General features: G+C 69.8%; 9 protein-coding genes. 5 read left to right on the top strand and 4 right to left on the bottom strand.

All coding sequences use genetic code 11. The features are described from left to right. Positions 1-132: 132 nt before the first annotated feature. Positions 133-1449 (bottom strand): erythromycin esterase family protein, encoded by a 1317-nt coding sequence (locus ACTWLI_RS14500; protein WP_445154472.1) that lies wholly within the window; start codon positions 1447-1449, stop codon positions 133-135. Beyond that, on the bottom strand, positions 1446-2828 hold the full coding sequence (locus ACTWLI_RS14505; protein WP_445154473.1) for an MBL fold metallo-hydrolase: 1383 nt from the start codon (positions 2826-2828) through the stop codon (positions 1446-1448). The genes ACTWLI_RS14500 and ACTWLI_RS14505 overlap by 4 nt, the downstream gene beginning before the upstream one ends. Positions 2829-3028: 200 nt before the next feature. On the opposite strand from ACTWLI_RS14505, the gene ACTWLI_RS14510 reads away from it, so the two are divergent. Together ACTWLI_RS14510 and ACTWLI_RS14515 are read left to right on the top strand one after the other, a co-directional pair. Beyond that, the gene (locus tag ACTWLI_RS14510; RefSeq protein WP_445154474.1) at positions 3029-4792 is read left to right on the top strand and encodes a long-chain-fatty-acid--CoA ligase; all 1764 of its coding nucleotides are present in this window, start codon (positions 3029-3031) and stop codon (positions 4790-4792) included. A gap of 143 nt (positions 4793-4935) precedes the next feature. Continuing rightward, positions 4936-7293: an FdhF/YdeP family oxidoreductase gene (locus ACTWLI_RS14515; RefSeq protein ID WP_445154475.1), complete on the top strand. Its 2358-nt coding sequence runs from the start codon at positions 4936-4938 to the stop codon at positions 7291-7293. Positions 7294-7732: 439 nt separating this feature from the next. Here the strand turns inward: ACTWLI_RS14515 and ACTWLI_RS14520 are convergent, their stop codons facing one another. Together ACTWLI_RS14520 and ACTWLI_RS14525 are read right to left on the bottom strand one after the other, a co-directional pair. After that, positions 7733-8050 carry a DUF6457 domain-containing protein gene (locus ACTWLI_RS14520; protein WP_445154476.1) on the bottom strand — a complete coding sequence of 106 codons (318 nt, stop codon included), beginning with the start codon at positions 8048-8050 and terminating at the stop codon, positions 7733-7735. Between the two features lie 131 nt (positions 8051-8181). Continuing rightward, positions 8182-9162, bottom strand: a complete 981-nt coding sequence (locus ACTWLI_RS14525; RefSeq protein ID WP_445156202.1) for a LysR family transcriptional regulator — start codon at positions 9160-9162, stop codon at positions 8182-8184. Between the two features lie 118 nt (positions 9163-9280). On the opposite strand from ACTWLI_RS14525, the gene ACTWLI_RS14530 reads away from it, so the two are divergent. Genes ACTWLI_RS14530 through ACTWLI_RS14540 form a run of 3 tightly spaced genes read left to right on the top strand, consistent with a single transcriptional unit; the run spans position 9281 to position 13142 of the window. Beyond that, the gene (locus tag ACTWLI_RS14530) at positions 9281-10183 is read left to right on the top strand and encodes an FAD binding domain-containing protein (protein ID WP_445154477.1); all 903 of its coding nucleotides are present in this window, start codon (positions 9281-9283) and stop codon (positions 10181-10183) included. 5 nt (positions 10184-10188) lie between these two features. Continuing rightward, on the top strand, positions 10189-10752 hold the full coding sequence (locus tag ACTWLI_RS14535) for a (2Fe-2S)-binding protein (protein WP_445154478.1): 564 nt from the start codon (positions 10189-10191) through the stop codon (positions 10750-10752). Beyond that, the gene (locus ACTWLI_RS14540) at positions 10749-13142 is read left to right on the top strand and encodes an aerobic carbon-monoxide dehydrogenase large subunit (RefSeq protein WP_445154479.1); all 2394 of its coding nucleotides are present in this window, start codon (positions 10749-10751) and stop codon (positions 13140-13142) included. The genes ACTWLI_RS14535 and ACTWLI_RS14540 overlap by 4 nt, the downstream gene beginning before the upstream one ends.

Here is a 13142-nt window from a genome sequence, read left to right on the forward strand (position 1 = left end):
ACCGTGGAACGGGCGCTGCTGTCTGCATGACATGCCGGCAGCGCCTGGGGCCCTGCCGACACTTCAGTGTGCCGCGGGCCCGGGGAGCCGGTTAGGGCCTTAAGCCCCGAGGCGGGCCGGCGGCGCGGCAGGTCAAAAACCGGTGGGCTCGGTCTCGAACTCCGGCTCCAGCGGCGGTCCCTCGTGGTGCAGCGGGCGCAGGGCCGCGGTGTCCTCGAGCCAGATCAAGGCGTCATACCGTTCCCCCATCCGGGTCGGGACGTAGTTCCCCTGCTCCCGCTCCGGGTGGTAGACGACCCCGATGGCGCGGTGCCCGAGCCAGGTGGACAGCCAGGGGCCGGTCCGGTCCTCGCCGAAGTCCAGCACGGCAGGCACCCCGAGTGCTTCATGGAGGAAATCCTCATGGCTGCCGGGCCGGGCCGCGGGAACGGGCAGGATGCGCTCCGGGGTTCCCCAGGCACCTGCGGCCAGGACCGTACCGCGGTGGGCCGCGAACCCCACCAGCAGCACCCCGTCCGGCGCATGCCGCTCGCGCAGCAGCTGGCCGACGTTGACCAGGCCGTCCCGTGCCATGTCGGTGCCGCGGGCGTCGCCGATGTGCGTGTTGTGCTCCCAGATGATCCCCCTGGATCCGGCGCCCAGGTGCCGGCTCAGCCGGTCGACGGTGTCCGCCATGTGGTGGTCGCGGACGTTCCAGGACTGGCGGTCCCCGCGGACCATGATCCGGTAGTAGTGCTCGGCGTTGGCGGCCACCTCGGCGTTTTGGACGGCGTCGAAGGCCTCCTCGTCGTGGTCGCCGGGGCTGAAGACCCGGCGGCGCACCTCGCTGAGCAAGGCCACGACGTCGGCTTCGCAGGAGTTCGGCACCAGCCGCGTGCTCCACGCGTATTGGTGCGGGTCCTCGTGGTGCGGCTGGAAGCACTGCCAGGCCCGCAGGGCGGACGGGAGGGCGTCGGGCTGGTTGGCCTGGAGCCAGGCGATGATCTCGCGCAGCGAGTCCCAGAGCGAATACACGTCGAGCCCGTAGAATCCCACCCGCTCATCCAGCGGCCGGCGGGCGTTCCAGGTCCGCAGCCAGTCGAGGAACCCGGCGACTTCCTCGTTCGCCCACAGCCAGGTGGGCCAGCGCTGGAAGCCGGCCAGGAGCGCGTGGACCCCCTGGTCCTGCCCGCTTTGCCCGCGGACCCACTGGTTGATCCGCCAGCAGTCGGGCCAGTCCCCCTCGACACCGATCCAGGTGTACCCCTGCTCCTCGATCAGGCGGCGGCTGAGGGTGGCGCGCCAGGTGTAGAACTCGTGGGTTCCGTGGGAGGCTTCGCCGATCGCGGTGAAGCGGCAGTCGCCGGCACGGCGGACCGCCCCGTCGAGGTCCCGATCGCTGCGGAGTTGCCGTGCGAGCAAGTGGATTTCGCCCAGCACGGCCGTCTTGGTCACGCCGGCGGGGCTCACCGCGGGTCCCCGATGTCGATCCGTTCCAGGTGTTCGGGGACCCTGGCCCGCCAGCCGAGCTCGCGTTTGATCCGGACCCGCAGCGCATCGGCGGCATCCGGCTCGCCGTGGGTGATGTAGGTCATCCGGGGTTCCTGCGGTGCCGCTCGCATCCAGGCCAGCAGGCCGTCGCAGTCCGCGTGGGCGGACAGGCTTTCCATCTGGATGACCTCGGCCCGGATTTTCACGTCCTCGCCGTAGATCCGCAGTTGCCGTTCGCCGGCAGCCAGCGCCGCACCCCGGGTCCCGCCGGCCTGGTAGCCGCTGAGGATGATGGCGTTTTTCGGGTCGGGCCCGTAGGCGGCGAGGTGGTGCAGGATTCTGCCGCCGGTCAGCATGCCGCTGGCGGAGATGATCACCATCGGGCCGCCCCGGAGGTTCAGCAGTTTCGATTCGTCGACGCTGCGGGTGAGCTTGGCGAGGCTGTACATGTGCGCGTACTCGTCCTCCTTGAGCCGGTGCTCCTCCGGGTGCCGCTGGTACATATCGGAGGCATCGATGGCCATCGGTGAATTGAGGAAGACCGGGATGTCCGGAATGGCATTCTTCCGGCGGAGCCGCGAGAGGTGCAGCATGATCGTCTCGGCGCGTCCGACGGCGAACGCGGCGAACATCACCACGCCGCCGCGCTTGGCCACGCGCCGGATGATTTCCCCCAGCTGCTCTTCCGGGTCCAGGGTTGAGTGCTGCCGGTTGCCGTAGGTGGACTCGGTAACGAGCACATCGACGGCGCCCAGCGGCCGTGGCGGCAGCATCAGCGGGTCGTCGGTGCGGCCCAGATCGCCGGTGAAGTGCACCGACTGGGAGCCGAACCGGACGTGGACCTGGGCGGCCCCAAGAATGTGCCCCGCCGGCACGAAGGTCATCTCCATGCCGCCGCCAAGGTCCAGCGGGTCGTCGAAGTCCCGGCTCCGGAAACTGTCCAGCGACCTGACGGCGTCTGCGGCTGTGTACAGCGGCAGTGCCGGGTTGTGCCGGGATGATCCGCGGTGCGTTGCGTAGCGGGCTTCCTCTTCCTGGAGGTAACCGCTGTCCGGCAGGATCAGCTTGCTCAGCTCCGTGGTTCCTTCGGTGGCGTAGACCGGCCCGGTAAACCCGTCCCGGACCAGGGCCGGGACGTAGCCGGTGTGGTCCAGGTGCGCGTGCGTCAGGACGACGGCGTCAATCGAGCGGGGCGGGACCGGGAAGGGCATCCGGTTGCGTTCACGGCTGCGCTTGTAGCCCTGGAAAAGCCCGCAGTCCACGAGGACCCGGCGGCCGCCGGCCTCGAGCAGGTACCGGGAACCGGTCACGGTGTCGGTGGCACCGAAAAACCGGAGGGCCGGGCGCTCATGTTTCATGGTGCCTCCGTTTCGGAGTCCGTCAAGGCCACCTTCCGCGCATTCGGGCACCCGACCTAGGGCCGAAAGTCACGAGCGCCGGCCGGGGCCGCGCAGGGGTCTCCGGGCCGCGCCGGTAGGATTTTGGTGGCCGGTCTTCGCACCGGTCTCCGAGCGGAGCAGGACAGTGCGCTGCGCCGGGCCAGCTGCAAGGACGGCGTATGACCATGAAATCCACCCGCGGCACCGGCAACCCCGGGCACCCCTGGGCAGACCGTCCCTGGACGCGGCACTACGGTCCCGGTGTCCAGGCCGACCTGCCGCTGCCCAAGGGGTCCTTGGTGGACCTGATGGACGCCTCGGTCCGCCGCTTCGGGAGCCGGACCGCGCTGGAGTTTTTCGGGGCCCGGACAAGCTACCGGGAGCTGGGGCGGCTGATCAACCGGGCCGCCGAGGGGTTGCGGAAACTCGGCGTGAAGCCCGGCGACCGGGTGGCCTTGGTGCTGCCGAACTGCCCGCAGCACGTGGTCGCCTTCCACGCGGCGCTGCGGCTCGGCGCCGTCGTGGTGGAACACAACCCCCTTTATACGGACCGGGAGCTGCGCCACCAGTTCGAGGACCACGGTGCCGCCGTCGCCGTCGTCTGGGACAAGGCGGTGGACCGGGTGCTGCAGCTGCCGGCCGACGTCGGGCTGCGGAGCGTGGTCTCGGTGGAACTGATCCCCGCGATGCCGCTGGGGAAGCGGCTGGCCCTGCGGCTGCCGCTCCCCGCTGCGCGGAAGGCCCGGGCGGCGCTGGCCGCCGGCACGCCGTCGGCCAGTGCCCGGCACGGCAGCGCGGACCGAAGGGTCCTGCCGTGGGACCGGCTGCTAGACGCCGGGGAGCTGCGGAAACGGCACCCCCGGCCGGCAGCGACAGACCTGGCGGTGCTGCAGTACACCAGCGGCACCACCGGGACGCCCAAGGGGGCCATGCTCACGCACGCGAACCTCCAGGCCAACGCCGCGCAGGGCCGGGCCTGGGTTCCCGGGCTCAAGGACGGGCGCGAGACCGTCTACGCCGTGCTTCCCATGTTCCACGCGTACGGGCTGACCTTGTGCATGACGTTCGCGCTGAGTATCGGCGCCAAGCTGGTGCTCTTCCCCAAGTTCGACGCCGACCTGGTGCTGAAAGCGCACCGGAAATCCCCGGCGACGTTCCTGCCCGCCGTCCCGCCGATCTACGACCGGATCGCGGAGGCGGCCGCGCGGCAAAACGTCAGCCTGCACAGCATCCGCTACGCCATCTCCGGGGCGATGAACCTGCCGGCCGCCACCGTGGAGACCTGGGAGAAGGCCACCGGCGGGCAGCTGATTGAAGGGTACGGGCTCACCGAGACCTCCCCCATCTCGGTGGGCAACCCGTTCGGCCCGAGCCGCAAGCCCGGCACCGTGGGCGTGCCGTTCCCGCTGACCGACATCCGGGTGGTGGACCCGCGCGACGTGCGGATCGACCGGGCCCCGGGCGAGGCCGGCGAGCTGCTGATCCGCGGCCCCCAGGTGTTTGCCGGGTACTGGAACCGTCCGCAGGAAACCGAGGACGCCCTGCTCGAGGGCGGCTGGTTCCGTACCGGGGACATCGTCTCCGTGGACAAGGACTACTTCGTCACGGTCCGCGACCGGATCAAGGAACTGATCATCACCGGCGGTTTCAACGTCTCGCCGACCGAAGTGGAGGAGGTCCTGGCCGAGTGCCCGGGCATCGCGGAGGTCTCGGTGGTGGGACTGCCCCGGGCCGGCGGGGGCGAAGACGTCGTGGCCGCCGTCGTGCCGGTCCTGGGCACCACCCTCAAGACGGAGGCCGTGCGGGAGTTTGCCCGCGCCCGCCTGGCGGCCTACAAGGTGCCCCGGCGGGTCGTGGTCATGGACAAGCTGCCGCGCTCGCTGATCGGCAAGGTCCTGCGCCGCGAGATCCAGGACCGGCTGGTGGCCGACCGGCAGGCCTGACGACGCCGGCGCCATATGCCGTGAGATCGCTTGGGGCGCCCCGGGCCAGCTGGTAGGCCTGCGATAGTCAGGCAGGTAGGGTGCCTAGAGGTAGTTGTGCCGGCCGCCGGGTCTCCGGGGGCAACCGGAGAAGGGAAGTTGTCGTGACTCGTAAGACTCCGCGCGTGGAGGAAACCAGCGAAAAGGACATCGAAGTCGGCGACGGGCCGAAGCATTGGGCCGCCGGCGTGCCCGGCGTCTATCACTCGATGAAGCCGGCCATCGAACACATGGGCGTCAACCGGACCCGCAAGACAGTCATGAAGATGAACCAGAAGGACGGCTTCGACTGCCCGAGCTGCGCCTGGCCGGATCCGCACCACCGCAAGGCGTTCGAATTCTGTGAAAACGGCGCCAAGGCGGTCACCTGGGAGGCGACCCCGGTGGTGATTCCGACGTCGTTCTGGGCCGAAAACCCGGTCAGTTCGCTGCGGAACCATTCCGACTACTGGCTCGGCATGCAGGGGCGGCTCACCGAGCCGGTCTACAAGCCCGCCGGCGAGGACCACTACAAGCCGGTCAGCTGGGACGACGCGATCCGGATCATCACCGAAAAGCTCAAGGGCCTCGACTCCCCCGACGAGGCGGCGTTCTATACCAGCGGCCGGACGTCCAACGAGGCCGCCTTCCTGTACCAGCTGATGGTGCGCGGCTACGGGACGAACAACCTGCCTGACTGCTCGAACATGTGCCACGAGTCCTCGGGCTGGGCCATGGGGCAGACGATCGGCATCGGCAAGGCCACGGTCAACTTCGACGACTACGCCGACGCGGACCTGATCATCATCATGGGCCAGAATCCGGGCACCAACCACCCGCGCATGCTCACCGAACTGGAGAACTGCAAGGAGAACGGCGGCGAGATTGTCGCCGTCAACCCGCTGCCCGAGGCGGGCCTGCACCGGTACAAGAACCCGCAGAAGGTCAAGGGCATCGTTGGCCGCGGCACGCCGATCGCGGACCAGTTCATGCACATCCGCATCGGCGGGGACATGGCGCTGCTGCAGGCCGTCTCCAAGCGCGTGCTCGACGCCGAGGCGAAGAACCCCGGCACCGTCCTGGACCACGCCTTCCTGGCCGAACACTGCGAAGGGCTCGAGGAACTCAAGGAGCACCTGGCCCTGCTCGACGAGCAGGCGGTGCTGGAGGCGACCGGCCTGCGCAGCGAGGAAATCGACGAGCTCGCCGCCCGCTACCTGAAGGCCGACAAGGTCATCATCACCTGGGCCATGGGCATCACCCAGCAGAAAAAGGGCGTCGCGACGATCAAGGAGATCATCAACCTGCTGCTGCTGCGCGGCAACATGGGCAAGCCCGGCGCCGGCGCCTCCCCGATCCGCGGCCACTCCAACGTCCAGGGCGACCGGACCATGGGCATCTGGGAGCAGATGCCGCAGTCGTTCATGGACGCCCTCGCCGAGGAGTTCGGCTTCGAGCCGCCGCGCGAACACGGGGTGGACGCCGTCGAGACCATCAACCGGATGCAGGAAGGCGCGATTAAGGTCTTCATGGCCATGGGCGGCAACTTCGTCGCGGCCATGTCGGATACCAACGCCGCCGAGTCGGCGATGGCCGGGACGGACATGACCATCCAGGTCTCCACCAAGCTCAACCGCTCGCACGTGGTGACCGGCGCCGAGGCCCTCATCCTGCCCACCATGGGCCGGAGCGAGATCGACATCCAGGAATCCGGTGAGCAGTTCGTCTCGGTCGAGGACACCGTCTGCGCCGTGCACCCCTCCTGGGGCAGCGTTGAGCCGGTGTCCCACCACCTGCTCTCCGAACCGGCCATCCTCAGCCGGCTCGGCAAGGCCCTCGTGGGCGACAGGATCAAGGCCGACTGGGACGGCTACGAAAAGAACTACGACCTGATCCGGGACCACATCTCCCGGGTCGTGGGAGGCTGCGAGGACTACAACGAACGGATCCGCCAGGAGGGCGGCTTCATCCTCGCCAACGGCCCGCGCGACTCGCGCACGTTCCCGACGCCGACCGGCAACGCAGTGCTGACGGTCAACGAGCTCGAACATGTCGAGCGGCCCGAGGGCACCCTGATCCTGCAGAGCATGCGCTCCCACGACCAGTTCAACACCACCATCTACGGGCACAACGACCGCTACCGGGGCATCAAGAAGGGCCGCCACGTGGTCTTCATCAACCCGGACGACATCGAGGAACTCGGGCTCGCGGACGGGTTGTTTGTGGACATCCACGGCCAGTACCAGGACGGCGTCGACCGCGTGCTGCGCAAGTTCCGCGTGGTCTCCTACCCGACCGCCCGCGGCTGCGCCGCCGCGTACTACCCGGAAGCGAACGTCCTGGTGCCGTTGAACCACACGGCCGAGGGCAGCAACACCCCGGTGTCCAAGGCCGTCATCGTCCGGCTCGAGCCCAGCCTGGACCAGTCCCCCGACAGCCCGGCCCGGCTGCACGCGGCCCCGGGCGTCCCCACCCCGGCCTAGGCGCGGAAGGGGCCCCGGCGGGGCCTGCACGTTCGGCCCGCCGGACATGCCCGTCCGTCGCCGCCAAGAGTGGACATAAAGCGACATGCCCATCCGCAGGTCTCGCGAATGGGCATGTCCAGTCCTCGGCTGGGTCGCACCACGAGCGGGGCACACCGGACATGCCCGACCGTCGCCGCCAAGAGTGGACATAGCGCGGTATGCCCATCCGCAGGTCTCGCGAATGGGCATGTCCAGTCCTCGGCTGGGTCGCACCACGAGCGGGGCACACCGGACATGCCCGTCCGTCGCCGCCAAGAGTGGACATAACGCGACATGCCCGTCCGCAGGTCTCGCGAATGGGCATGTCCGGTCCTGGCAGGGCCCTGCGGACGGGGCCCGGCACGCAGGAAGGCCGCGCCCCGGACGGGGCGCGGCCTTCCTTTGTGCGGTGCCGGTGCTACTGGGCGCGCTTGGTCCAGCCCTTCTCGTCCGGGCCGCCGGCCTCGCCGTGCTCGCACAGCTCGAGGACCTTGTCCGATGCGGCGTGGACCGCTTCCTGGGTGCTCTTGCGGCCGTTGGTGGACGCCGTTCCCGCCGCGAACCCGACAATGAACGCGCTGATGGCGTCCGCGTGCGGCCCGACGGCCTTCCGGGACTCCTCCGCGACCGCGACGATCCTCTCGTGGTCGACTTCCAGGTCCAGGATCTGCAGTGCCTGGATCAGGCGGGCACTCCAGTGCCGCAGCGCGCTGTCTTCATCTCGGGGCAAAGTCATGGGCTACTCCTCTAGTCAGGTGCTGCTCCGGCAGGTACCGGTCGATCCGCTGTCCCTCAAGGGGTAGCACCGATTCCGGCCAACGTGCAACGCGACACAGGCACCCCGGACAACTCGCCGCTCCCCCGGGCTCAGCTCCACAACGCAACGTGGAACTTTGAGCCCCGGCGCTCCAGCCCGCGGGAACCGCCGGGCGCGACCATCGCCGCCGTGGCGTCGGCGGTGGCGACGAAGCGCTTCAGCGCCCGGGCCATGGTGGTGGTCCGGTGCTGGTCCAGGGTGCTGGCCCACCACAGGCCCGGCACCGGCGTACCGGCCACCGGCACCCGCACCAGGGAGCCGCCCACGATTTCCGGCCGGACAACGTGGCCCAGGGCCAGCATGAGCCCCTCGCCCGCCCGCACGGCCGCCAGGGCGTCGGTCTCGCTGCTGAGCCGAATGACCTCCGGCACCGCGCCGCGGGCGGCGAGCCACCGGCCCTCCTCCGAGCTGGCCAGGATGCCCGCCGGTCCGGCGAACCAGGGCCTTCCCGGCAGGCGTTCGACGGCGGCCGGGACCTGCAGGCGGCCCAACGGATCATTCGCGGCCGCGACCAGGACCCGCTGGTACCGCAGGAACGGAACGGAGTCGATGCCGGGGACCGCGGCCGGAGTCCCGCCGGGCGACGGCGGCCTGGCACCCAGGGCGATGTCGTAGGCCCGCTCCAGCAGCAGCGCGGCGAGATCCTCGGCGGGCTCGGCCACCACATCCACCGACGCGCCGGGGAACCGGCGGGTAAACAAGTCCAGCAGCCGCCCGGCGGCGTGTTCGGCGAAGGGCGCGGTGGCCGCGATCCTCAGCCGCCCGGCGTCGTTCGTGGCATTGGCGACCTCCCAGCGGGCCTGGTCGGCGAGGCCGACTATGTCCTGCGCGTAGTCGGCCAGCGCCCGGCCGCCGGGGGTCAGTGCGATGCCGCCCGCGGACCGCGTGAACAAGGGGTCGCCGAGGTCCTGGCGGAGCGCGGCCAGGGCGGCGGAGACGGCCGGCTCGCTGACGCCCAGCGCTGCAGCGGCCGCGTGCAGCGAGCCCAGGCGCGCCACCAGCGCAAACGTCCGCAGCTGGCTCAACGTCATCGGCACGGGCTCATAACCTTTCGCTTATGACGATATTGACACCCTCTCCGGGCCGGGGCAACACTGGCCTCATTCGGCGCCCTGCGACGTTGCCGGCGCCTCGGAGTGAGGTGGGACTATGCAGATTCCGGCTCCTTTTGATTACGTCCGCGCCACCACGGTGGAGGACGCGCTCGAGTTGCTGGCGCGCCAGGGACCCGAGTCCCGGATCATCGCCGGCGGCCACAGCCTGCTCCCGATGATGAAGCTCCGGCTCTCCCGCCCCGAGTGGCTGATCGATATCAACGACCTCTTCGAACTCGACTTCATCCTGCGCGACGGGGAGAACCTGCGCATCGGCGCCCTGACCCGGCACACCACGCTGCTGGAATCGGATGAAGTCCACCGGCTGTTCCCGATTGTCCGCGATGCCGAGCTCGTGATCGCGGATCCGGTGGTGCGGAACCGCGGCACGATCGGCGGCTCGCTGTGCCAGGCCGACCCGGCGGAGGACCTCTCCACCGTCTGCGCCGTCCTCGGCGCGGTCGCCGTGGTCCGCGGCCCCGGCGGCGAGCGCACCCTGTCCATGCGCGACTTCCACCGCGGCCCCTACCAGACCGCCGTCGGCCCGGACGAGCTGCTCTGCGAGGTCCGCCTCCCTATCGGGGCACGCTCTTCCAGCGCCTACGAGAAGGTGGAACGCCGCGTGGGCGACTGGGCCGTCGGGGCCGCCGGAGCGTCCGTGACCCTGGCGGAGGACGGCAGCATCGCCGACGCCGCCGTCGGCCTGACCGCGCTTGGCCTGGACCACACCGTGGAGGAAGCCGCCGGGCTGCTGCGGGGCAAGCGTCCTTCCGAGGAGCTGTTCGCCGACGCCGGCCGGCTCGCCGCTGCGGCCTGCGACCCGGTCGCTGACCAGCGCGGCCCGGTCGACTACAAGCGGCACCTCGCCGATGAACTGACCCGCCGGGTCCTGCGGCGCGCCTGCGCCCGGGCCGCCGGGGAACCCGACCAGCCAGCTACCCAGACCGAGGAAGGCTGACGCGCATGCAGATCAGCATGACCGTGAACGGCAACGAAGTCACCAGCGACATCGAACCCCGGGTGCTCCTGGTCCACTACATCCGCGAGGTGCTCGGCCTGACCGGCACGCACTGGGGTTGCGACACGAGCAACTGCGGAACCTGCGTGGTCCTGCTGGACGGCCAGCCGGTGAAGTCCTGCACGGTGCTCGCGGCGATGGCCGCCGGGCACGACGTCCGCACCGTCGAGGGGCTGGCGTCCGGGACGACGCTGGACCCCGTGCAGCAGGGCTTCATGGAGGAGCACGGCCTGCAGTGCGGATTCTGCACCCCGGGCATGATGCTGACCGCCCGTGCCCTGCTGGATAAGAACCCGCACCCGAAAGAGCATGAGATCCGGCAGGCCATCTCCGGCCAGATCTGCCGGTGCACCGGCTACGCGACGATCGTCCGCTCGGTGCAGTGGGCGGCGGCGCATCCCGCGGCCGGCGCCGGCCCGGGCGAAGGGGCCGATGAGGTCCTCGACGGGACCGACACCGTGGTGGAGGACGTCGCCACGGAAACCGAAGACTCAGAGGTGAAGGCATGACTGTCATCCATGAGCGGGAAAGCAACCCCGCCGCCGGCGACGCGGACCGGCCCATCGGCTACGGCCGCATCCAGCGCAAGGAAGACCCGCGCTTCGTCCGCGGCAAGGGCCACTACCTGGACGACATTGTCCTGCCGGGCATGCTCCACGGCGCGGTCCTGCGCGCTCCCGTGGCCCACGCCCGGCTGGTGTCGATCGACACCACCAACGCCCTGGCCCACCCCAAGGTGCACGCCGTCATCACCGGCAAGGACCTGGAGGGCCTCAAACTCGCCTGGGCGCCCACGCTCTCCGCCGACGTCCAGGCGGTCCTGGTCACCGACAAGGTCCGGTTCCAGGGCCAGGAGGTGGCCTTCGTCGTGGCCGAGGACCGCTACGCCGCCCGGGACGCGCTGGAGCTGATCGACGTCGAATACGATGTGCTGCCGCCGCTGGTCGATGCGCGCAGGGCCCTCGACGCCGACGCGCCGCTGATCCGGGACGAGATGGAGGGCCGGACCGACAACAGGATCTTCGACTGGGAGATGGGGGACGCGGCGGAGACCGACGCGGTCTTCGCGGGCGCCGACGTCGTGGTCAGCCAGGAAATGGTCTACCCGCGCGTGCACCCGGCCCCGATGGAGACCTGCGGCGCCGTCGCCGACTTCGATCCCGTGGACGGCAAACTGACCCTCTACGAGACGACCCAGGCGCCGCACGCGCACCGGACCCTCTTCGCGATCGTGGCCGGCATCCCGGAGCACAAGATCAGGATCGTCTCCCCCGACATCGGCGGCGGCTTCGGCAACAAGGTCGGCATCTACCCCGGCTACATTCTCGCCGTCGTCGGCTCCATCGTCACCGGCCGGCCGGTGAAATGGATGGAGGACCGCTCGGAAAACCTGATGTCCACCTCCTTCGCCCGCGACTACATCATGCAGGGCGAGATCGCCGCGACGAAGGACGGAAAGATTTTGGCGCTGCGCACCAACGTGCTGGCCGACCACGGCGCCTTCAACGCCACCGCCCAGCCCACCAAGAACCCGGCCGGCTTCTTCTCCATCTTCACCGGCAGCTACGACCTGCAGGCCGCCCACTGCAAGGTCACCGGCGTCTACACGAACAAGGCACCCGGCGGGGTGGCCTACGCCTGCTCGTTCCGGGTGACCGAGGCCGTGTACCTCGTGGAGCGGATGGTGGATGTCCTGGCCCGGAAACTGGAGATGGACCCGGCGGAGCTCCGGTTGAAGAACTTCATCAAACCCGAGCAGTTCCCCTACGCCAACAAGACCGGCTGGGTCTACGACTCGGGCAACTACGAGGCGGCCATGCGGAAGTCCATGGAACTGGCCGGCTATGAGGAACTGCGGCGCGAGCAGCAGGAGAAACGGGCCAAGGGCGAGCTGATGGGCATCGGGCTGTCCTTCTTCACCGAGGTGGTCGGCGCCGGGCCGCGGAAGCACTTCGACATCGTCGGCTTGGGCATGGCCGACGGCGCCGAGCTACGGGTGCACCCCACCGGCAAGGCCGTCGTCCGGCTGTCCGTGCAGAGCCAGGGGCAGGGCCACGAGACCACCTTCGCCCAGATCGTCGCGGAAGAACTCGGCATCCCGCCGGAGAACATCGACGTCGTCCACGGCGACACCGACCAGACCCCGTTCGGCCTGGGCACCTACGGCAGCCGCTCGACGCCGGTCAGCGGCGGCGCCGTGGCGCTGGTGGCCCGCAAGGTGCGGGAGAAGGCGAAGCTGATCGCCGCGGCCATGCTGGAAACCCGCCCGGAAGACCTCGAGTGGGAGAAGGGCCGCTGGTTCGTCAAGGGCGACCCGACGGCCGGGAAGACCATTGAGGACATCGCCATGGCCGCCCACGGCACCCTGACGCTCCCCGAGGGCGTCGACGGGAACCTCGACGCCGAGGTGACGTACGACCCGCCGAACCTGACCTTCCCGTTCGGCGCCTACATCTGCGTGGTTGACGTCGACCCGGGCACCGGCCACGTCAAGGTGCGGCGCTTCATCGCCGTGGACGACTGCGGGACCCGGATCAACCCGATGATCATCGAAGGCCAGGTCCACGGCGGCCTCACCGACGGCGTCGGGATGGCCCTGATGGAGATCATCGAGTTCGACGCGGACGGCAACAACCTGGGCGGGTCCTTCATGGATTACCTGATTCCCACCGCCATGGAGGTGCCGGACTGGGAGACCGGGTTCACCGTCACCCCGTCCCCGCACCACCCGATAGGCGCGAAGGGCATCGGCGAGTCCGCCACGGTCGGTTCGCCGCCGGCGATCGTGAACGCGGTGGTGGACGCGCTCGCACCGTTCGGGGTCACCCACATGGACATGCCGTGCACCCCGGCCCGGGTCTGGGCCGCCATGCAGGGCCACGCCAGGCCGCCGATCTAA

Source organism: Arthrobacter sp. Hor0625, from assembly GCF_052567525.1.